The sequence below is a fragment of the Streptococcus halitosis genome (assembly GCF_023147855.1).
GTDB lineage: Bacteria > Bacillota > Bacilli > Lactobacillales > Streptococcaceae > Streptococcus > Streptococcus halitosis_B.
Genome location: NZ_JAHXOP010000002.1, coordinates 247,624 through 269,844, shown reverse-complemented (window position 1 = coordinate 269,844; position 22,221 = coordinate 247,624). Strand labels below are relative to the sequence as shown.

General features: G+C 41.8%; 19 protein-coding genes. All 19 read left to right on the top strand.

Annotated elements, in window-relative coordinates:
* The first annotated feature begins 4 nt into the window (after positions 1 to 4).
* On the top strand, positions 5 to 1,117 hold the full coding sequence (locus KZX55_RS05720) for an acyl-CoA dehydrogenase family protein (RefSeq protein WP_000221883.1): 1,113 nt from the start codon (positions 5 to 7) through the stop codon (positions 1,115 to 1,117).
* 3 nt (positions 1,118 to 1,120) lie between these two features.
* The gene (locus KZX55_RS05715; RefSeq protein ID WP_000829422.1) at positions 1,121 to 2,038 is read left to right on the top strand and encodes an MBL fold metallo-hydrolase; all 918 of its coding nucleotides are present in this window, start codon (positions 1,121 to 1,123) and stop codon (positions 2,036 to 2,038) included.
* Between the two features lie 64 nt (positions 2,039 to 2,102).
* Positions 2,103 to 3,083 (top strand): nitronate monooxygenase, encoded by a 981-nt coding sequence (locus KZX55_RS05710; protein WP_256283325.1) that lies wholly within the window; start codon positions 2,103 to 2,105, stop codon positions 3,081 to 3,083.
* Between the two features lie 175 nt (positions 3,084 to 3,258).
* Positions 3,259 to 5,232, top strand: coding sequence for a DHH family phosphoesterase (locus tag KZX55_RS05705; protein ID WP_248025581.1), 1,974 nt, complete (start codon positions 3,259 to 3,261; stop codon positions 5,230 to 5,232).
* Positions 5,229 to 5,681, top strand: a complete 453-nt coding sequence (gene rplI / locus KZX55_RS05700; RefSeq protein WP_000864201.1) for a 50S ribosomal protein L9 — start codon at positions 5,229 to 5,231, stop codon at positions 5,679 to 5,681. Before KZX55_RS05705 ends, rplI begins: the two co-directional genes overlap by 4 nt.
* 43 nt (positions 5,682 to 5,724) lie before the next feature.
* Positions 5,725 to 7,077 carry a replicative DNA helicase gene (dnaB, locus tag KZX55_RS05695; RefSeq protein ID WP_000852476.1) on the top strand — a complete coding sequence of 451 codons (1,353 nt, stop codon included), beginning with the start codon at positions 5,725 to 5,727 and terminating at the stop codon, positions 7,075 to 7,077.
* A gap of 1 nt (position 7,078) precedes the next feature.
* Positions 7,079 to 7,354 (top strand): Veg family protein, encoded by a 276-nt coding sequence (locus tag KZX55_RS05690; protein WP_001278166.1) that lies wholly within the window; start codon positions 7,079 to 7,081, stop codon positions 7,352 to 7,354.
* Positions 7,355 to 7,444: 90 nt separating this feature from the next.
* Entirely contained in the window at positions 7,445 to 8,566 is a 1,122-nt protein-coding gene (locus KZX55_RS05685) for a CHAP domain-containing protein (protein WP_248025579.1), read from the top strand.
* Between the two features lie 116 nt (positions 8,567 to 8,682).
* Positions 8,683 to 10,500 (top strand): SIALI-17 repeat-containing surface protein, encoded by a 1,818-nt coding sequence (locus KZX55_RS05680; protein ID WP_248025577.1) that lies wholly within the window; start codon positions 8,683 to 8,685, stop codon positions 10,498 to 10,500.
* A gap of 129 nt (positions 10,501 to 10,629) precedes the next feature.
* Positions 10,630 to 13,263 (top strand): DNA polymerase I, encoded by a 2,634-nt coding sequence (gene polA, locus KZX55_RS05675; RefSeq protein ID WP_248025575.1) that lies wholly within the window; start codon positions 10,630 to 10,632, stop codon positions 13,261 to 13,263.
* A gap of 276 nt (positions 13,264 to 13,539) precedes the next feature.
* Complete coding sequence (locus KZX55_RS05670; RefSeq protein ID WP_248025573.1) at positions 13,540 to 13,830, top strand: thiamine-binding protein; 291 nt, start codon at positions 13,540 to 13,542, stop codon at positions 13,828 to 13,830.
* Positions 13,793 to 14,551 (top strand): ABC transporter permease, encoded by a 759-nt coding sequence (locus KZX55_RS05665; protein WP_248025567.1) that lies wholly within the window; start codon positions 13,793 to 13,795, stop codon positions 14,549 to 14,551. Before KZX55_RS05670 ends, KZX55_RS05665 begins: the two co-directional genes overlap by 38 nt.
* A 37-nt stretch (positions 14,552 to 14,588) precedes the next feature.
* Entirely contained in the window at positions 14,589 to 15,596 is a 1,008-nt protein-coding gene (locus tag KZX55_RS05660) for an ABC transporter substrate-binding protein (RefSeq protein ID WP_057488955.1), read from the top strand.
* Positions 15,596 to 16,324, top strand: a complete 729-nt coding sequence (locus KZX55_RS05655) for an ABC transporter ATP-binding protein (protein WP_084852846.1) — start codon at positions 15,596 to 15,598, stop codon at positions 16,322 to 16,324. Before KZX55_RS05660 ends, KZX55_RS05655 begins: the two co-directional genes overlap by 1 nt.
* Before the next feature lie 118 nt (positions 16,325 to 16,442).
* Positions 16,443 to 16,901 (top strand): CtsR family transcriptional regulator, encoded by a 459-nt coding sequence (locus KZX55_RS05650; protein ID WP_001211263.1) that lies wholly within the window; start codon positions 16,443 to 16,445, stop codon positions 16,899 to 16,901.
* Between the two features lies 1 nt (position 16,902).
* Positions 16,903 to 19,335 carry an ATP-dependent Clp protease ATP-binding subunit gene (locus tag KZX55_RS05645; RefSeq protein ID WP_248025565.1) on the top strand — a complete coding sequence of 811 codons (2,433 nt, stop codon included), beginning with the start codon at positions 16,903 to 16,905 and terminating at the stop codon, positions 19,333 to 19,335.
* 253 nt (positions 19,336 to 19,588) lie between these two features.
* Complete coding sequence (gene bgrR, locus KZX55_RS05640; protein WP_248025562.1) at positions 19,589 to 20,242, top strand: response regulator transcription factor; 654 nt, start codon at positions 19,589 to 19,591, stop codon at positions 20,240 to 20,242.
* Positions 20,239 to 21,579 carry a sensor histidine kinase gene (gene bgrS / locus KZX55_RS05635; protein WP_248025559.1) on the top strand — a complete coding sequence of 447 codons (1,341 nt, stop codon included), beginning with the start codon at positions 20,239 to 20,241 and terminating at the stop codon, positions 21,577 to 21,579. Before bgrR ends, bgrS begins: the two co-directional genes overlap by 4 nt.
* A 108-nt stretch (positions 21,580 to 21,687) precedes the next feature.
* Positions 21,688 to 22,215, top strand: coding sequence for an isoprenylcysteine carboxyl methyltransferase family protein (locus tag KZX55_RS05630; protein ID WP_248025556.1), 528 nt, complete (start codon positions 21,688 to 21,690; stop codon positions 22,213 to 22,215).
* Positions 22,216 to 22,221: the final 6 nt, after the last annotated feature.

Sequence of the window (22,221 nt, the reverse complement as noted above, 5' to 3'; positions counted from 1 at the left end):
TGCGATGACCTATAATGACGTGCTGGCACGAGAATTGAAGGCAGATGTGAAAGTGTTGATTCGGGACTATCTTAAGTCTCATGAGGATGAACAACAGTTCCCTAGAGAATTGCTTTATCAGTTTATTGAGCAATTTGATATCTTTTCCTTGCTTTTAGATAGTCAAGATTCTGTTTTGAGAACCGAGTTTTTAACCTTTATTCGCTTGATTTCAAAAGATTTTCCTGCTTTTTCTGCTGTTCTACTAACTCAGGCATGTTATGGTATCTATCCTATTTTACGATATGGGAGTCAGGAACAAAAATCGCGTTATGTAGAACCATTAGTAAGGGGAGAAATCTTAGCTGGCTTGGGATTTTCTGAAGGAAAATTGATGGACAGCTTGGAGGTTATTGCAACAACTGCAAGGAAAACAGAAACAGGTTGGTCTTTAACTGGGAAGAAGTCAATTGTATCAAATTGCCGCTATACAGATATTTTGTTAATCTTAGCCAAGGTTCAGGAAGCTAACGGAGAAGATGGATACGGATTTTTCATTGTTGATACGACTCGACCGGGAGTTGCTTTTGGAGATGATATTGCAAAACCTGGTTTACAGGGTTTGCCTGTGAATTCGGTAACTTTTGATCAGGTCATATTGCCAGAAGATAGTCTGCTAGGATTGACGCTAAATGGGGAAACTCAGTTAAATGATATTATCAAAAAATTACAGCTAGGATTAAGCGCAATCTCTATTGGTATCTCTGAGGGAGCTTTTGAAACAGGTCTGGCTTTTGTAAAGGTCAAAAGAAGATTTGGGAAACCATTAATCGATGCGACAGTCTATCAACATCAATTCGCAGACTTGTATACTAAGCTGTGTGCGGCTGAATCTTACTTTGCTTCCTACAAGGATAGGATGAAGGCGGATTCTCTCTTTGTATCTCAGATAAAACTTTATACGACAAAAGTAGCAATTGAGATTTCTGAGGAAATTATTAGATTAATTGGACCTCTTCAAACCTTGGATGACATCCCCATAGACCGTTATCTAAAGGATGCCAAAACGATTGAAATCTATGGAAAATCTGGGGATTCGATTCGTAAAAGAATAGCAGCCCAATGGATAAAGGAGTAAAGCATGGCAGAACTCACCTTACAGGAATATCAATTTCATGATATGAAACTGACATGGCTACGTGGAGCCGATAAATTGACGGATGCAGGGACTCTTTTTGGTCCGGTTCCGAAAGTTGTGTGGTCTCGTTACTACCCAACAAATGATGCTAATATGATGGCAGAATTGACGGATCCTATTTTGATCCAGTACAAGGGTAAAAATTACTTGATAGATGCAAGTTTTGATACAGCAAAATTATCTGATAAACAAAGGCGCAACTTAGGAATCTTAACTGAAAGTCGGGTAGAAGAAAGTTTATCTCTTTTAGGACTATCGCCTGAAGATATTGACATCGTGCTGATGACACATATGCATCATGATCATTCTGGTGGCTTGACGCGTGTGAATGATCAAGGAGAGTTGGTTTCCAAGTATCCAAACGCTAAGATTATTGTGAATGATGTCGAATGGTATGAGATGAGAAACCCTAATAATCGAACACGAGGAACTTATCTGAGAGAGAATTGGGAACCGATTCAAGATCAGGTGACGACTTTCTCAGAGTATATCAATGTCATTCCAGAAATCCAAATGATTCACACAAGTGGTCACAGCAATGGCCACAGTATTATCTTGCTCAAACAGGGGAAAGATACGATGATCCACATGGGGGATTTGATGTTATCACATGTTCATCGAAATCCTCTCTGGGTTCCAGCAGTTGATGATTATCCTATGAAATCCATTTTAGCCAAAGAGAAATGGTTGCGTCAGGCTTTTGAGAATCATTACAAGTTTTTCTTTTATCATGATCAATTTTTCGCGGTGGTAGAGTTTGATAAGGAAGGGAAGGAGTTGGTAGATTATGTTCTACGTTCTCGCCCCCCACTTATTCCTTTTACAGATGAGCAGGATCGTAAGCCAGACTTTTTAGGATAGCAGAATATGAGGAGACAAATGTAACATTTTCTTGTTGACGGGGATATTGGTGCACTATGCATCCATTTGCCAACAAGAATCAACAGAAAATAAAAGGAGGACTCATATGTCAATTACAAAACTTTTACAGATTCAATATCCAATTTTCCAAGGGGCCATGGCTCAAATCTCCCACTATCAACTAGCAGCAGCTGTTTCTGAGGCTGGAGGATTAGGAATTATTGCGTCAGGTGGTATGACTGGAGAGCAGTTGCGAGAAGAAATTCGTGAATTGAGAAAGTTGACAGATAAGCCTTTTGGTGTCAACATTATGTTGATGATGAAAAACATCAAGGATATTGTGACTGTTATCATCGAAGAAAAGGTTCCGGTGGTAACTACAGGTGCAGGAACACCTAAGCATATCATGCCTTACTTGAAAGAAGCAGGAATCAAGGTTATTCCAGTTATTGCCAGTGTCAAGCATGCTCAAAAAATGGAAGAATTGGGAGTTGATGCTGTAATCGCTGAGGGTTCAGAAGCTGGTGGGCATATCGGAGAGACCAATACAATGGCTCTTATCCCGCAAATCGTTGATGCGGTATCAATTCCGGTCATTGCTGCCGGAGGTGTGGCAGATGGCCGAGGGCTGGCTGCTGCGATTGCCCTAGGTGCACAAGGAGTTCAAATGGGAACAGTTTTTCTTGCTTCAGAAGAATGTCCAATTTCTCCAGCCTATAAAGAAGCTATTTTGGCGGCAAGTGATACAGCGACTGCGGTTACAGGTCGCATTGCGGGAGCGCCAGTTCGTTGTATTCGCAATGAGATGACAGATCACTATATTGAATTAGAGCAGAAAGGTACAAACCGAGAGGAACTGGAAGAAATTACGATCGGTTCCCTATCTAAGGCTGTCTATGAAGGTGATACAGTTCATGGTTCAATGATGAGCGGACAAATTGCAGGTTTGGTGAAAGACATCAAACCATGTAAGTCTATTTTAGAATCAATTGTGAAACAGGCGCAAGAGCGCCTACAAGACATTCGACTAGAATTAGGTGAATAATGTAATCTAGGCGGAAGATTCTGCACTGATGTGGAAAAAGGAGAGCGAGGCATTTGCTCTCCTTTTTTATGTATGGTTTCTTTAAGAGTATCTTACTATAATAAAAGCAGTGCTTTCTCTTTAAAGGTCGCTTTTTAAGGGCATTTGTGATATAATAATGCGCAAGAGGTTTAGAATGAAAAAAAATAATTTAACTCCGAATTCTGCGATTCTACTAGGGATTGCAACTTTCGGAACCTTAACAATGCTGATTATTTTTTCACAAAATAATGTTGTAACAATCAGTGTCTTGTTTTTATTTGTACTTCTTTATCTGCTTTTATTTGTCTGGCAAAAAAAACAGTATGAAAAGAGCGAAATTGAACAAATCCAATACGTAAATCATCAAGCTGAAAATAGCTTGAGTACTTTGCTTGATCAAATGCCGGTGGGAGTCCTGAAATTAGACTTATCTAGTGGCGAAGTGGAATGGTTTAATCCCTATGCTGAGCTGATTTTGACGAATGAAGAAGGGGAAATTGATGTTGAATTAATTCAAACCATCATCAAGGCTTCTGTTGGGAATCCTGGTTCGTATGCTACCTTGGGCGAAACACGATATGCTGTTCATATGGACAAGGCTTCGGGTGTTTTGTATTTCTTTGATGTTTCTGGGGAGTACGAAGCGACTGTCGAATTGGTAACTAGTCGTCCAGTCATTGGGGTCATCTCAGTGGATAATTACGATGATTTGGAGGATGCGACGTCTGACTCTGATATCAGCCATATCAATAGCTTTGTAGCTAATTTTGTTTCAGAATTTGCTAGTAAGTATGCTATGTTTTCTCGCCGTGTGGGGATGGATCGTTTTTATTTATTCACAGATTACACAGTACTCGAGGAATTGATGAATGATAAATTCTCTGTTATTGATAGTTTCCGAGAAGAATCAAAACAGAGGCAACTGGCCCTAACCTTAAGTATGGGATTTTCTTATGGTGATGGAAATCATGAAGAGATAGGAAAAATTGCCTTGCTCAACTTGAACTTAGCAGAAGTTCGCGGTGGTGACCAGGTGGTGGTCAAGGAAAATGATGAGACCAAGAATCCAGTCTACTTCGGTGGAGGAACTGCTGCGTCTATCAAACGTACTCGTACACGTACGAGAGCCATGATGACAGCCATTTCTGATAAGATTCGAAGTGTTGACCAAGTTTTTGTAGTCGGTCATAAAAATCTAGATATGGATGCTTTGGGCTCTGCTGTTGGTATGCAGTTGTTTGCAAGTAATATTATTGAGAACAGTTATGCTGTCTACGATACAGACCATATGCCAGCAGATATCGAACGTGCTATTCAGTTCTTGAAGAAGGAAGATGTCACGAAACTTTTATCTCTTACAGATGCGATGAAGCTAGTTACAAACCGTTCATTATTGATTCTGGTGGATCATTCCAAGACGGCTTTAACCTTGTCAAAAGATTTTTATGATTTGTTCACTCAAACTATTGTTATTGACCATCATAGACGTGATCAGGATTTCCCTGAGAATGCAGTCATCACCTATATTGAAAGTGGAGCAAGTAGTGCCAGTGAGCTGGTCACAGAATTGATTCAGTTCCAAAATTCTAAGAAAAATCGTTTGAGTCGTATGCAGGCCAGTGTTTTGATGGCTGGTATGATGCTGGATACCAAGAATTTCACATCTCGCGTGACGAGCCGAACCTTTGATGTGGCTAGCTACCTGAGAACACGGGGAAGTGACAGTATTGCTATTCAGGAGATTGCTGCGACAGATTTTGAAGAGTATCGTGAGGTAAATGAACTCATTTTACAAGGTCGTAAGTTAGGTTCAGATATCTTGATTGCCCAAGCTAAGGACTCAACCACTTATGACACCGTTGTTATTAGTAAGGCTGCTGATGCTATGTTAGCTATGTCCGGCATTGAGGCTAGTTTCGTTCTGGCAAAAAATACACAAGGATTTATCTCTATCTCGGCTCGAAGTCGTAGTAAAATCAATGTGCAACGCATTATGGAAGAGCTGGGTGGTGGAGGTCACTTTAATCTAGCAGCTGCGCAAATCGAGGATATGAGTTTGTCGGAAGCGGGAGAAAAATTGACTCAACTAATCTTGGAAGAACTAAAGGAAAAGGAGAAAGAAGAATGAAAGTAATCTTTTTAGCAGATGTTAAAGGAAAAGGGAAGAAAGGCGAAATTAAGGAAATGCCAACTGGCTACGCTCAAAACTTCCTGATTAAAAAGAATTTGGCCAAGGAAGCAACTGCTCAAGCAGTGGGTGAGTTGCGTGGAAAACAAAAATCAGAAGAAAAGGCTCATGCTGAAATGATTGCTGAAGCAAAAGCCATCAAGGCTAAGCTTGAGGCAGAAGAAACAGTTGTAGAGTTTGTTGAAAAGGTTGGACCAGATGGCCGTACATTTGGTTCCATCACTAACAAGAAAATTGCAGAAGAATTGCAAAAGCAGTTTGGTATTAAGATTGACAAACGCAATATTCAAGTGCAAGCACCAATTCGAGCAGTAGGTTTGATTGATGTACCAGTGAAGATCTATCAAGATGTTACAAGTGTCATCAATCTTCGTGTAAAAGAAGGCTAAGTTTACAACTTCTTGACAAGATTGTAAAAGGAAGGAAAGTCGGATGGCAGAAGTAGAGGAACTGCGAGTTCAACCTCAGGATATTTTAGCAGAACAATCTGTTTTGGGGGCTATTTTTATAGATGAGAGTAAGCTCGTTTTTGTCCGAGAATACATTGATTCTCGTGACTTCTTTAAGTATGCTCATCGATTGATTTTCCAAGCGATGGTAGATTTGTCGGATCGTGGGGAAGCAATTGATGCGACTACAGTTCGGACGATTTTGGATAGTCAAGGGGATCTCCAAAATATTGGCGGCCTGTCCTATCTTGTCGAAATTGTCAACTCTGTACCAACCTCAGCTAATGCGGAATATTATGCTAAAATCGTAGCCGAAAAGGCCATGCTACGTCGCTTGATTTCCAAGTTGACAGAGTCTGTCAACCAAGCCTATGAAGCTTCTAAGCCTGCAGATGAAATCATCGCTCAGGCTGAAAAGGGGCTTATTGATGTTAGCGAAAACGCCAATCGTAGTGGGTTCAAGAACATCCGAGATATTCTAAATATCAACTTTGGGAACCTAGAAGTTCGGTCACAACAAACAACGGATATCACTGGTATTGCAACGGGTTACCGTGATTTGGACCATATGACGACAGGTCTCCACGAGGAGGAGCTGATTATCCTAGCGGCGCGTCCAGCGGTTGGTAAGACAGCCTTTGCCTTAAATATTGCTCAGAACATCGGTACCAAGTTGGATAAGACGGTTGCTATCTTTTCACTGGAAATGGGTGCGGAAAGTCTAGTAGACCGTATGTTGGCGGCAGAAGGCTTGGTGGAGTCCCATTCTATCCGAACGGGTCAATTGACTGATGAGGAGTGGCAAAAGTATACCATTGCTCAAGGGAACCTAGCCAACGCGAGTATCTATATCGATGATACGCCAGGGATTCGGATCACGGAAATTCGTTCGCGGTCACGCAAACTGGCTCAAGAAACGGGCAATCTAGGATTGATTTTGATAGACTACCTACAGCTTATTACAGGGACTGGTCGTGAGAACCGCCAACAAGAAGTTTCTGAAATTTCTCGTCAGTTAAAAATTCTAGCCAAGGAATTGAAAGTTCCAGTCATTGCTCTTAGTCAGTTATCTCGTGGAGTGGAACAGCGTCAGGATAAGAGACCAGTCTTGTCTGATATTCGTGAATCGGGTTCTATCGAGCAGGATGCGGATATCGTAGCTTTTCTATACCGTGACGACTACTACGATCGTGCGGGTGAAGAAGAGGAAGGAATTCCAAATAATAAGGTTGAGGTTATCATCGAGAAAAACCGTAGTGGAGCTCGCGGAACGGTGGAATTGATTTTCCAAAAAGAATACAATAAATTTTCAAGTATTTCAAAGAGGGAGGCATAAGATGTCAGATGCATTTACAGATGTAGCCAAGATGAAAAAAATCAAAGAAGAAATCAAGGCACATGAGGGACAAGTCGTTGAAATGACTTTGGAAAATGGCCGTAAGCGCCAAAAAAATAGATTGGGTAAGCTAATTGAGGTTTATCCATCTCTATTTATCGTTGAATTTGGGGATGTTGAGGGAGATAAACAAGCTAATGTCTATGTTGAATCCTTCACCTACTCAGATATCTTGACAGAAAAGAACTTGATTCGCTATCTAGACCAAGAATCCTAAAATGAGGTGAGCTTTGCTCACTTTTTTCTTTTTCTCCCGAATAGTATAAACGAGGGTAACCTCGGAAATATATATTATTAAGGAGAATGAATGACGTTTTTTAAATCAGGAGTTAAGAAGAGTAGATGTACTCAGTTGAGTGTAGGGCTGGCTACTTTGTTTGTTACAAGTACCTTTTTGTTTGGTGGAGAATCGGTTCAAGCTGATAGTGTAGCGCGTGGAGATGACTATCCGCTTCACTACAAAAATGGTAGTGTTGAAATCGATCAGTGGCGGATGTATTCTCGCCAGTGTACCTCTTTTGCGGCCTTTCGTTTGAGTAGTGTAAATGGCTTTGAGATTCCTCCTGCTTACGGAAATGCGAATGAATGGGGACATCGTGCAAGGCGAGAAGGCTACCGTGTGGATACTAAGCCAGAAGTTGGAGCTATTGCTTGGTCGACAGAAGGTTATTATGGGCACGTGGCCTGGGTATCAAATGTATCAGGGGATACGATTGAAATCGAAGAGTATAACTATGGGGTTCGAGAAAAGTATAACCGTCGAAAAGTCAAGGCTAGTTCGATGACAGGTTTTATTCATTTCAGGGATTTATCCGCTACCCATAGTGTGAGTGAGGGTTCTCGTAACTCAGAGCTTCCGTCCAGAGGGACAATAGTATTCACGGGGAAATCGCCGATTATGGACCAACCGTCAAGTACAGGACAGGTTATTGATTACTATTATGCTGGTGAGAGTGTGAGTTATGATCAAGTTCTTGAAAAGGATGGTTATAAGTGGCTCGGCTATCTATCCTACAGTGGTGCTAGAAGATATGTGCAGTATGCAGAGTTAAGCAATACAGAGAAAGGCTGGAAAAAAGAAGGAGGGAGTTGGTATTACCGAGAGAATGGTAAGCTAGTGATAGGCTGGAAAAAAGTTAACGACAATTGGTATCATTTAAAAGAAAATGGGGCCATGTCAACTGGCTGGATTAAGGATGGCTCTCACTGGTATTATCTAAAGGCTTCAGGTGAGATGCAGACGGGATGGCTCAAGGAAAATGGAACATGGTATTATTTGGAGAGTTCAGGGGCTATGAAGTCTAGCCAGTGGTTCCAAGTAGGAGGAAAGTATTACTACGTTAATGCTTCAGGGGCTTTAGCAGTGAATACCACTGTGGATGGCTACAGACTCGACAGTAATGGGGTAAGAATAGGAAGTGTTTTTTAAACATCATACAAGCTTTCTTCTTGGTCATAAAATTTTAAAATTGATATCGAATTAGTTGACGTTCTTTAAATAGTATAATATAATAATATTAAAAACTATAAAAGAGGCTTTGTCTAATGGACAAGAAGAAAGTTATTTTAACAAGTTTAGCAAGCGCAGCTGTATTGGGTGCTAGTGTACTCGTTTCACAGCCTTCAGTAGTTAAGGCAGATGAAGGGAAAGTAGAAGAGCAGGCAGTTGCTCCTGCACAACCACAAGCTGGAACAGAAGGGGAGAGCGTTGCTCAAACCGAAAAGGAATCAGAAAACGCTAGCCCAGCTAATCCTAACGCGACAAATCCAGCTAAGATGACCAAAGAAGAGTTGATGAAGGCTTTGGATGAACTTGAGGAACAGGCTATCAGTGATATTGAGGATAAGGAAGCAATAGAGGACAAAGAGGATGCAGCTGAAGCTGTGAAGGAATATATTGGTAAGATGTATATTTCAGATACTCTTGAGTCTGGAGAGCTTAGCTTAGATAATATCATCGCTGAATTGCCAGAAGGTGCAGAAGATAAGGCAGTGGTAACAGATCCTGAAGTTCAAACTAATAAAAAATTATCTACCGAGGAGAAGGCTCTACTAGATCAGGCTGAAAAAGATGCAAAAGAACAAGTGTCTCAAGCGACAGATGCTTTGGTTCAAGCCCTAGAATCTCTTGAAAATGCTGTAATTGAAGATATTAAAAAAGACGCTTCAATCACCGATAAAGAAGCGGCTATCAAAGAAGCCAAAGAAGAGATTGGTAAAGAAGATCTTTTGAAGGCTATCGCAGATGAGGATTTGGAGAGTGGTGATGTTATTGTAGACTGGCCAGCAGATACGAGCGAGCACAAAACAGTAGCTGAACCTGTATCAGAATTCACAGATGAAGACCAAGCTAAACTCACTGCAGCCGACAAGGAAGCAGCGGAAGAGGCAGCCAAAGTTCGCTCAGATTTAATCGCTACCTTAGAAAAAATCGAAAAATCAACCATCGACGATATCAACAAGGATGCCACTATCACTGATAAGGAAGCAGCGATCAAAGAAGCTAAAGAAGAGATTGGCAAAGATGCTATCCTGAAAGCCCTTGAAGAAGGTGACATCGAAGCGTCAGACTTGTTAGATGATTTCTTAGCAGAAGACAGCGATAAGGTAACACCAGCCGAAGCGATGAGCCAAGAAGATTTCTCAAGTCAAGACCAAGCTAAACTTGCAGCAGCAGATAAGGAAGCAGCAGAAGAAAATAGTGATGCGAAAAAACTTGAGCTAAGTAAATTAGAAGAGCAAGTTGCTAAGATTAAGGCGCAATTATCAAGTTTACAAGTTTCTGGTGACAAGAATAGTCAAGTAAAAGACTTGCAACAAGCTTTAGTAGACTATGAGGATGCTATTAAGATTCTAAGTAGTGTCATGTCAGCTGTTCTTGAAATTGAAGACTTTAAAGGTGGGGTGAACGCAGTAGAAGCTGCAACTGCAGAGTTGCCAGAATACAACAAAGGTGTAAATGCGGTAGAAGCTGTTGTAAATGAACTCCCAGCCTATGGCGAAAGTGGCACTCCAGCTGTAGCAAACGTTCCAGCCTATGGCGAAAGTGGCGTCCCAGCTGTAGCGAATGTTCCAGTTTATGCAGAAACAGGTACTCCGGCAGTGGCTACTATTCCAGCCTATGCTGAAAAGATTGAACCTGCAGTAAATGAAGTTCCAGAATACACTGGCAGTGTAGCTCCTTTGGCTACAAACCCTACTCTTGGAACTGAACAAGATCGTACCTACAAAGCGCCTGCAGCAATAGATGAGCAACTCCTTCCAAATACAGGAAGCCAAGATGCTTCAGCAGTCGCATCGCTAGGATTTGTTGGTCTCCTTCTTGGTTTGCTACCATTTGCAAAGAGAAAATTAAACAAATAAATCGCATAAAATCAATAAAAGAAAAGGATTTGAATAGTCCTTTTCTTTTTTATGGTGAAATAGGGACAAGTCCATGTTTTTCAGCTCTTTCCGATGGTATTTTTCCCCTCTTTCCTTTATAATGGGTGTATGGACAAGAAAAAATTATTATTAATTGATGGATCTTCTGTTGCTTTTCGAGCTTTTTTTGCGCTCTATCAGCAGTTGGATCGGTTTAAAAATGCTAATGGCCTTCATACCAATGCAATCTATGGCTTTCAACTCATGTTGAATCATGTCTTGGAGCGGGTTGAGCCCAGTCATGTTTTGGTAGCCTTTGATGCAGGTAAGACGACTTTCCGAACAGAGATGTATGCGGACTACAAGGGGGGGCGTGCTAAAACTCCAGATGAGTTTCGTGAGCAATTTCCCTTCATTCGTGAGTTGTTAGACCACCTTGGGATTCGCCATTATGAGTTGGCCCAGTATGAAGCCGATGATATCATCGGGACTCTAGGCCGTTTGGCTGAGAAGGATTCTTTTGATGTGACAATTGTTAGCGGAGATAAGGATTTGATCCAGTTGACGGATGAGCATACGGTGGTCGAGATTTCCAAGAAAGGTGTGGCTGAGTTTGAGGCCTTTACACCAGACTATCTCATGGAAAAAATGGGCCTCACACCAGCTCAGTTTATTGATCTTAAGGCTCTTATGGGGGATAAGTCTGATAATATCCCTGGTGTCACTAAAATTGGTGAAAAGACGGGTATCAAGCTCTTGCTAGAGCACGGTTCGCTTGAGGGTATTTATGAAAATATCGATGGGATGAAGGCTTCTAAGATGAAGGAAAATCTCATCAATGACAAGGAACAGGCCTTTTTATCGAAAACACTAGCGACCATTGAGACTCAGGCACCGATTGAGATTGGACTAGATGATTTGGTCTATAATGGCCCAGATGTGGAAAATCTCGGGAAATTCTACGATGAGATGGGCTTCAAACAGCTCAAGCAAGCTCTAAATGTGTCATCAACGGATGCGCCTGAAAGCTTGGATTTCGCCATCGCTGACCACGTTAGTCAAGACATGCTGAGCGCAGACTCTATCTTCCACTTTGAACTCTTTGGTGAGAATTACCATACAGATGACTTGGTTGGTTTTGCCTGGTCCTGTGGGGATAAACTTTACGCTACAGACAAACTTGAGCTCTTGCAGGAGCCGATTCTCAAGGATTTTCTAGAAAAAACACCTCTGAAAGTGTATGATTTTAAGAAAGCTAAGGTTCTTTTAAATCGCTTTGGTTTGAATTTACAGGCTCCTGCTTTTGACAGCCGTTTGGCCAAATACCTCCTCTCTACTGTCGAGAATAATGAAATTTCAACCATTGCGAATCTCTATGGCCAGACTTATTTGGTCGATGATGAGACTTTCTATGGTAAGGGGGTCAAGAGGGCAATTCCTGAACGCGAGAAATTCTTGGAGCACTTGGCTCGCAAGATTGCTGTATTGGTTGAGACTGAGCCGGTTTTACTTGAAAAACTCAGTGAACATGGACAGTTAGACCTTCTCTATGACATGGAGCAACCTCTGGCTTTTGTCCTTGCCAAGATGGAAATTGCTGGTATCAAGGTCAAAAAAGAAACCCTACTTGAGATGCAGGCTGAAAATGAGGTCGTCATTGAGCAACTCACTCAAGAGATTTACGAGTTAGCTGGTGAGGAGTTTAATATCAATTCCCCTAAGCAGTTAGGTGTCCTTCTCTTTGAAAAACTGGGTCTTCCTCTAGAGTACACCAAGAAAACCAAGACAGGTTACTCGACAGCTGTGGATGTGCTAGAGCGTCTAGCTCCTATTGCTCCGATTGTTAAAAAAATTCTAGACTACCGTCAGATTGCTAAGATTCAGTCTACCTATGTGATTGGCTTGCAGGACTGGATTTTGGATGATGGTAAGATCCACACGCGCTATGTGCAAGATTTGACTCAGACTGGGCGTTTGTCTAGTGTGGATCCTAACTTGCAAAATATCCCTGTGCGTTTGGAGCAAGGCCGTCTCATTCGTAAGGCTTTTGTACCCGAGTGGGAGGATAGTGTACTGCTCAGCTCCGACTATTCACAGATTGAATTGCGCGTCTTGGCACATATCTCTAAAGATGAGCACTTGATTAAGGCCTTCCAAGAGGGGGCAGATATCCACACCTCGACGGCCATGCGGGTCTTTGGAATTGAACGTCCTGAGGATGTGACTCCAAACGACCGTCGTAATGCCAAGGCGGTAAACTTTGGAGTGGTTTACGGGATTTCAGATTTTGGTTTGTCTAATAATTTGGGCATCAGCCGTAAAGAGGCTAAAGCCTACATCGACACTTACTTTGAACGCTTCCCAGGTATTAAAAACTATATGGATGAGGTGGTGCGTGAGGCGCGTGATAAGGGCTATGTAGAGACCCTCTTCAAGCGTCGTCGTGAGTTGCCAGATATTAATTCGCGCAACTTCAACATTCGTGGTTTTGCAGAGCGGACTGCCATCAACTCTCCTATCCAGGGTTCGGCAGCAGATATCCTCAAGATTGCTATGATCCAGCTAGACAAAGCTCTAGTTGAAGGTGGCTATCAGACTAAGATGCTGTTGCAAGTGCATGATGAAATCGTCCTCGAGGTTCCAAAATCAGAACTAGTAGCCGTCAAAGCTCTAGTGAAACAAACCATGGAAGAAGCCATCCAGCTTAGTGTTCCCCTCATTGCAGATGAAAATGAAGGAGCAACTTGGTACGAGGCTAAATAAGAGAGTTATGATAGAGTTTGAAGCATTTGCCTTCAAACTCTTTTTCAAGATTTTCTGTAAGCAGTTTCCTTGACTTTTCCTTGTATTTGCGTTACTATATGTCCATATAAGATATGGGAGTCTGTGTACAGTCTGAGAGGAAGTGTTAAACTTCGACCGCACCTGATCTGGGTAATGCCAGCGTAGGGAACGATACTTAGCCGAATTCTGCACCTTTTCCATATATGGAAGGGGTTTTCTTTTTGTCAAAAGGAAACCTGAGAAAAGGAGGTTTTTATGAAAGCAAGCATTGCCTTGCAAGTCTTGCCCCTATCGCAGGGGGTTGATCGAATTGCTATTATCAATCAGGTTATTACCTATCTGCAAGCTCAGTCCGTGACCATGGTAGTGACACCATTTGAAACGGTCTTGGAAGGGGAGTTTGATGAGCTCATGCGTATTCTCAAAGAAGCGCTAGAAGTGGCCGGGCAGGAGGCAGATAATGGCTTTGCCAATGTCAAAATAAATGTAGGAGAAATTTTAAGTATTGATGAGAAACTTGAAAAGTATACTGAGACGACACATTAGTCTTTTGGGATTTCTCGGAGTCTTGTCAATCTGGCAGTTAGCGGGAATATTCAAACTTTTACCCAAGTTTATCCTGCCAACTCCTCTTGAAATTCTCCAGTCCTTTGTTCGTGACAGAGAATTTCTCTGGCACCATAGCTGGGCGACCTTGAGAGTGGCTTTACTCGGACTAGTCTTAGGAGTCTTGATTGCCTGTATCATGGCTGTGCTTATGGACAGTCTGACTTGGCTCAATGATCTTATCTACCCTATGATGGTGGTTGTTCAGACCATTCCGACCATTGCTATAGCTCCTATCTTGGTCTTGTGGCTAGGCTATGGAATTTTGCCCAAGATTGTCTTGATAATCTTGACGACAACCTTCCCTATCATCGTCAGTATTTTAGATGGATTTAGGCACTGTGACAAGGATATGCTGACCTTGTTTAGTCTGATGCGGGCAAATCCTTGGCAAATCCTGTGGCATTTTAAAATCCCGGTCAGTCTGCCTTACTTTTATGCAGGTCTGAGGGTCAGTGTCTCCTACGCCTTTATCACAACAGTGGTGTCCGAGTGGCTGGGAGGTTTTGAAGGACTAGGTGTCTACATGATTCAGTCCAAGAAACTGTTTCAGTATGATACCATGTTTGCCATTATTATTCTGGTGTCGATTATCAGCCTTCTCGGTATGAAATTGGTTGATATTAGCGAAAAATATGTGATTAAATGGAAACGTCCCTAAGATAAGGATGTTTTAGAAAAAGAAAAGAGGAAATAAAATGAAGAAAACATGGAAAGTGTTTTTAACGCTTGTAACAGCTTTTGTAGCTGTCGTGCTGGTGGCTTGTGGCCAAGGAACTGCTTCTAAGGACAGTAAGGAAGCGGAACTCAAGAAGATTGACTTTGTCCTAGACTGGACGCCAAATACCAACCACACAGGGCTTTATGTAGCCAAAGAAAAAGGATATTTCAAAGAAGCTGGAGTGGATGTTGACTTGAAATTGCCACCAGAAGAAAGTTCTTCTGACTTGGTTATCAATGGTAAGGCACCATTTGCAGTGTATTTCCAAGACTACATGGCTAAGAAATTGGAAAAAGGGGCCGGAATCACTGCCGTTGCCGCTATCGTAGAGCACAATACATCAGGAATTATCTCTCGTAAATCTGACAATGTCAGCAGTCCAAAGGACTTAGTTGGTAAGAAATACGGTACTTGGAATGACCCCACTGAACTTGCTATGTTGAAAACCTTGGTGGAATCACAAGGTGGAGACTTTGAAAAGGTTGAAAAAGTACCAAACAACGACTCAAACTCGATCACACCAATTGCCAATGGCGTCTTTGACACTGCTTGGATTTACTACGGTTGGGACGGTATCCTTGCCAAATCGCAAGGCGTAGATGCTAACTTCATGTACTTGAAAGACTATGTCAAGGAGTTTGACTACTACTCACCCGTTATCATCGCAAACAATGACTATCTAAAAGACAACAAAGAAGAAGCTCGTAAAGTCATCCAAGCCATCAAAAAAGGCTACCAATATGCCATGGAACACCCAGAAGAAGCTGCAGATATCCTCATCAAGAATGCTCCTGAACTCAAGGAAAAACGTGACTTTGTCATCGAATCTCAAAAATACTTGTCAAAAGAATACGCAAGCGACAAGGAAAAATGGGGACAATTTGACGCTGATCGCTGGAATGCCTTCTACAAATGGGATAAAGAAAATGGTATCCTTAAAGAAGACTTGACAGATAAGGGCTTCACTAACGAATTTGTAAAATAATGACAGAAATTAGACTAGAACACGTCAGCTATGCTTATGGCGATGAAAAGATTTTAGAAGATATCAACCTGCAGGTGACTTCGGGTGAAGTGGTTTCTATCCTAGGTCCAAGTGGTGTAGGAAAGACCACCCTCTTTAACCTAATCGCTGGGATTTTAGAAGTCCAGTCAGGGAGAATTGTTCTGGACGGTGAGGAGAATCCCAAGGGGCGCGTGAGTTATATGTTGCAAAAGGATCTACTCTTGGAGCACAAGACCGTTCTTGGTAATATCATTTTGCCCCTCTTGATTCAAAAAGTGGATAAGGCGGAAGCCATTGCCCGAGCGGATGAGATCCTTGCGACCTTCCAGTTGACAGCTGTACGGGACAAGTATCCTCACGAACTTAGTGGGGGGATGCGTCAGCGTGTGGCCTTGCTTCGTACCTATCTTTTTGGGCACAAGCTCTTTCTCTTGGATGAGGCCTTTAGCGCCTTGGATGAGATGACCAAGATGGAACTTCATGCTTGGTATCTGGAAATTCACAAACAGCTACAGCTGACGACCTTGATCATTACACATAGCATCGAAGAGGCCCTCAATCTCAGCGACCGCATCTATATCTTGAAAAATCGTCCTGGGCAGATTGTTTCAGAAATTAAACTAGATTGGTCTGAAAACGAGGACAAGGAAGTCCAAAAAATTGCCTACAAACGTCAAATCTTGGCAGAATTAGGCTTAGATAAGTAGAAAAATAGGGAGTCGGTGAAGATTATTCTTTACTTGCTCCCTTTTCCTTTCAAAAAATCAAAAATTTCGGTATAATAGTCAAAGATAGTCAAGGTTCAAAGAAGGAGTTTGATTTACTATGAGATTTAAAAATACATCAGATCATATCGAAGCCTATATCAAGGCGATTTTAGACCAGTCTGGTATCGTGGAATTGCAGCGGAGCCAGTTGGCAGATACCTTTCAGGTTGTGCCAAGTCAGATCAACTATGTAATCAAGACCCGCTTTACGGAAAGTAGAGGTTACTTAGTTGAGAGCAAGCGTGGTGGTGGAGGCTACATTCGCATAGGGCGGATTGAATTTTCCAGTCATCATGAGATGCTCCGCGATTTGCTTTACTCGATTGGTGAGCGAGTTAGTCAGGAGATCTATGAGGATATTCTCCAGCTTTTGGTGGAGCAGGACTTAATGACCAAGCAGGAGATGACCTTGCTAACTTCAGTAGCAACGGATCGTGTCCTAGGGGAAGAATCCTCAGTTGTTCGTGCCAATATGCTCCGGCAGCTATTGCAAGAGGTAGATAGAAAAGAGAAGTAAGATGAACTATTCAAAAGCATTGAATGAATGTATCGAAAGTGCCTACATGGTTGCGAGCCATTTTGGAGCTCGTTATCTAGAGTCTTGGCATTTATTGATTGCCATGTCCAATCACAGTTACAGTGTGGCAGGTGCGACTCTAAATGATTATCCTTATGAAATGGACCGTTTAGAAGAGGTTGCGTTGGAACTGACTGAAACGGACTATAGCCAAGACGAAACCTTTACAGAATTACCCTTTTCCCATCGTTTGGAAGTTCTCTTTGCAGAAGCAGAGTATGTTGCATCAGTGGTCCACGCAAAGGTACTAGGGACAGAGCATGTCCTCTATGCAATCTTGCATGATGGCAATGCCTTGGCGACTCGCATCTTGGAGAGAGCAGGCTTTTCTTATGAAGACCAGAAAGATCAGGTTAGAATTGCTGCTCTTCGTCGCAATCTAGAAGAACGTGCTGGCTGGACTAGAGAAGATCTTAAGGCTTTACGTCAACGTCATCGCACAGTAACTGACAAGCAAAATTCCATGGCCAATATGATGGGTATGCCTCAAGCTCAAAGTGGTGGTCTAGAGGACTACACGCATGACCTAACGGAGCAAGCGCGTTCTGGCAAGTTAGAGCCAGTTATCGGTCGAGACAAGGAAATCTCACGTATGATTCAAATCTTGAGTCGGAAGACCAAGAATAATCCGGTCTTGGTTGGTGATGCTGGTGTCGGGAAAACAGCTTTAGCACTTGGGCTTGCCCAGCGTATTGCTAGTGGGGACGTACCAGCTGAAATGGCAAAGATGCGCGTTCTAGAGCTTGATTTGATGAATGTCGTTGCGGGGACACGTTTCCGTGGTGACTTTGAAGAGCGTATGAACAACATCATCAAGGATATCGAGGAAGATGGTAAAGTGATCCTCTTTATCGATGAACTCCACACCATCATGGGTTCTGGTAGCGGTATTGACTCGACTCTGGATGCGGCCAATATCTTGAAACCAGCCTTGGCTCGTGGAACTCTGAGAACGGTTGGTGCGACTACTCAGGAGGAATACCAAAAACATATCGAAAAGGATGCAGCCCTTTCTCGCCGTTTCGCCAAAGTGACGATCGAAGAGCCAAGCGTGGCCGACAGTATGACCATTTTACAGGGCTTGAAGGCTACCTATGAGAAACACCACCGTGTGCAAATCACAGATGAAGCGGTTGAAACAGCTGTCAAGATGGCGCATCGTTACTTGACTAGTCGTCACTTACCAGACTCTGCCATCGATCTATTGGATGAAGCGGCAGCAACAGTGCAAAACAAATCCAAGCATGTGAAAGCAGACGAATCCGACTTGACTCCAGCTGACAAGGCTCTGATGGATGGCAAGTGGAAACAAGCTGCCCAGCTAATCGCAAAGGAGCAGGAAGTCCCTGTCTATAAAGACTTGGTAACAGAATCTGAAATTTTGACTACCCTGAGTCGCTTGTCAGGTATCCCAGTTCAAAAACTGACGCAGACTGACGCCAAGAAATACCTTAATTTGGAAGCGGAACTACACAAACGTGTCATCGGCCAAGATCAAGCTGTTTCAAGTATTAGCCGTGCGATTCGCCGCAACCAGTCAGGTATTCGCAGTCACAAGCGTCCGATTGGTTCCTTTATGTTCCTAGGGCCGACAGGAGTCGGTAAGACCGAATTGGCAAAGGCTCTAGCAGAAGTCCTCTTTGATGACGAATCAGCCCTTATCCGCTTTGATATGAGTGAGTACATGGAGAAATTCGCAGCTAGCCGTCTCAATGGAGCTCCTCCGGGCTATGTAGGCTACGAAGAAGGTGGGGAGTTGACCGAGAAGGTTCGCAACAAACCTTACTCAGTGCTTCTCTTTGACGAGGTAGAAAAGGCCCACCCAGACATCTTTAATGTCCTCTTGCAGGTTCTGGATGACGGTGTCTTGACAGATAGCAAGGGACGCAAGGTGGATTTTTCAAATACCATTATCATCATGACGTCAAACCTTGGTGCGACGGCTCTTCGTGATGACAAGACTGTTGGCTTTGGCGCGAAAGACATTCGTTTTGACCAGGAAAATATGGAAAAACGAATCTTTGAAGAGTTGAAAAAAACTTATCGACCAGAGTTTATCAACCGTATTGATGAAAAGGTGGTCTTCCATAGCTTAGATAGCGAACACATGCAGGAAATTGTCAAGATCATGGTTAAACCATTGATTGCTAGCCTGGCAGAGAAGGGCATCGACTTGAAACTGCAAGCTTCAGCGTTGAAGTTACTAGCAAGCCAAGGATATGATCCAGAAATGGGAGCTCGTCCACTTCGCAGAACACTGCAAACAGAAGTGGAAGACAAGTTGGCAGAACTCCTCCTTAAGGGAGAACTGGTAGCAGGCAAGACCCTCAAGATTGGTGTCAAAGCTGGTCAACTAAAATTTGATATTGCTTAAAAATGGAGAGTCAGGAGCAATCCTGATTCTTTTTTGTATTTATTTTTATGAAACCAAAGGAAATAAGTTGACAATATGTAAATATTGGTTATAATAAGAATAGATATTAAGATTTGTATAGAATGAAAAAGAGCAGAGTTTCCTGAAATTTCCACCATTTCAATAGAGCCCTGTTTCTTTTTTTGCGTATGAAATGAAAATAATGTAAACCTAGCAAAAGAGTGAATTTTAGATAGGTTAAGAAGGGAAATAGATGAACATTTTAGTTGTAGATGATGAGGATATGATTAGAGAGGGGGTAGCTGCTTTTTTGAGAGAAGAAGGCTATCATGTTATTCTAGCAAAGGATGGGCAGGAGGCTTTGGAGAAATTTCATGAGTTCCCGATTCATCTGATGGTCTTGGATCTGATGTTACCGAAGCGGAGTGGATTTGAGGTGTTAAAAGAAATTAATGGAAATCATGATATTCCTGTAATAGTCTTAAGTGCGCTCGGAGATGAGGAAACTCAGATGCAGGTATTTGACCTTTATGCTGATGATCATGTGACAAAACCATTTTCACTGGTGCTCCTAGTCAAACGGATTCAAGCCTTGCTTAGGCGTTACTATGTTGTGGAGGATATTTGGCATTATCAAGATGTGACAGTGGATTTCACATCCTACCAAGCTCGAGTCAAGAACGAGGAGGTTGCAATTAAGCCGAAAGAATTGTTGGTTTTAAAATGTTTGATCCAACATAAGAACCAGGTCTTGAGTAGAGAGCAGATACTCGAGTCTATCTCAAATGATTTTGCAGATTTGCCTCTTGATAGAGTAGTTGATGTTTACATTCGAAATCTTCGTAAGAAGTTGGATCTGGATTGCATTGTAACAGTGAAAAATGTCGGATACAAAATTAGCTTATGATAAAAAATCCTAAATTATTAACCAAATCATTTTTAAGAAGTTTTTCGCTTTTAGGTGCAATTGCTTTGGTCATCCACATTGCCATCTATCTGACCTTTCCTTTTTATTACATTCAGCAAGAGGGTGAGAAGTTTAATGAGAGTGCGACTATTATGAGCAGGTACTTAGAAGGCAAAAATTTTCATGAACTGCCTAGTTTGCTGGAGTCCTATTCGAAATCTCTTCGCATCTCTGCCCATTTGAAAGATGACGTACTGGATAAGAGAATTTCCCTTGTGCACGACTTGGAAATAAAGGAAGGCAGCCCCACTAACTATATCGTAACGATTGACCGTCAGATTACGACAGCTGATGGTAAAAAGGTAACCATTCAATTTATTCAGGGTGTGGATATTTATAAAGAGGCAACACGGATTATGCTTCTCTATCTCCCTTATACCTTTTTAGCAACGCTTGTATTTGCCTTTCTCTTTTCCTACTTCTATACGAAACGTTTATTGGAGCCTCTCTTTTATATCTCAAAAGTTACAGGTAAGATGCAGGAGTTGGATCATGATATTCGCTTTGATGAAACGCGAAAGGATGAAGTTGGGGAAGTTGGAAAGCAAATCAATGATGTGTATGAAAACTTGCTGGCAGTCATTGATGAATCTGAGAGAAGAAATGAACGGATTATCAGGCTGCAAAAGCAGAAAGTTTCTTTTGTTCGTGGAGCGTCACATGAGTTGAAAACCCCTTTAGCCAGTCTTCGAATTATTCTAGAGAATATGCAGTACAATATTGGGGATTATAAAGACCACCCTAAGTATATAGCAAAGAGTATCGATCAAATTGATCAAATGAGTCACTTGCTTGAAGAAGTCTTGGAGTCCTCTAAGTTCCAAGAGTGGACAGAGTGTAGCGAGACCTTGATAGTCCAGACTGTTTTGACGGATGTTTTATCTCGCTATCAGGAATTAGCACACTCAAGAGGAATAGAAATTGAAAATCAATTGACAGATGATACCAGGGTCGTCATGAGCCTCAAGGCATTGGATAAGGTTCTGACAAACCTGATTAGTAATGCAATTAAATATTCAGATAAAAATGGGCGCGTAATCCTATCCGAGCAAGATGGCTATCTTTCTATCAAAAATACCTGCCAACCTCTTAATCAAGAAGAGTTGAATCATTTGTTTGATATTTTTTACCACTCTCAAGTTGTTACAGACAAGTCTGAAGGGTCTGGTTTGGGACTCTATATCGTGAATAACATCCTAGAAAGTTATCAAATGTCCTATAGTTTTCTCCCTTATGAACAGGGAATGGAATTTAAAATTTGCTTGCAAGCAGATTAGTTGTATAAAGCAAAAGAACGGAAATCTCTCCGTTCTTTTTTGTTAAAGTTCACATAGGTTTAACATGAGAATATTATTTTAAATATAGAAAAAAGAAAGGATACTGGTATGGTATTAGCGATTATTTTAGTAACCTTCCTCGTTCGATTGATTTTTTTAAAACGTTCGATGGAGAATGAAAAACGAATCCTTAGCAATGGCGGGAAAGAATTTGGAGTTGAGAATACAAAACGATTAACGATGGTTCATATTGTTTTTTATCTCTCTTGCTTCGTTGAAACACTGGTGCACAAGACAAATTTTGATGGCATGAGCATAGTTGGTTTAGTTTTGCTTATTTTTTCCATGTTGATGTTATTGCTGGTCATTCACTTGTTGGGAGATATTTGGACAGTTAAGCTAATGCTTGTCAATAACCACAAATATGTAGATCATCCTCTCTTTCGAATTGTGAAACATCCCAATTACTTTTTAAATATTCTCCCTGAGCTAGTTGGTTTAGCTTTGGTGAGTCATGCTTACGTAACTTTTATCTTTATTTTTCCTGTCTATGCGGTTATTCTTTATCAAAGAATAGCAGAAGAAGAGAAATTACTGCAAGAAGTTATCATTCCTAATGGAAGAATGAAAGGATAGCGAAAA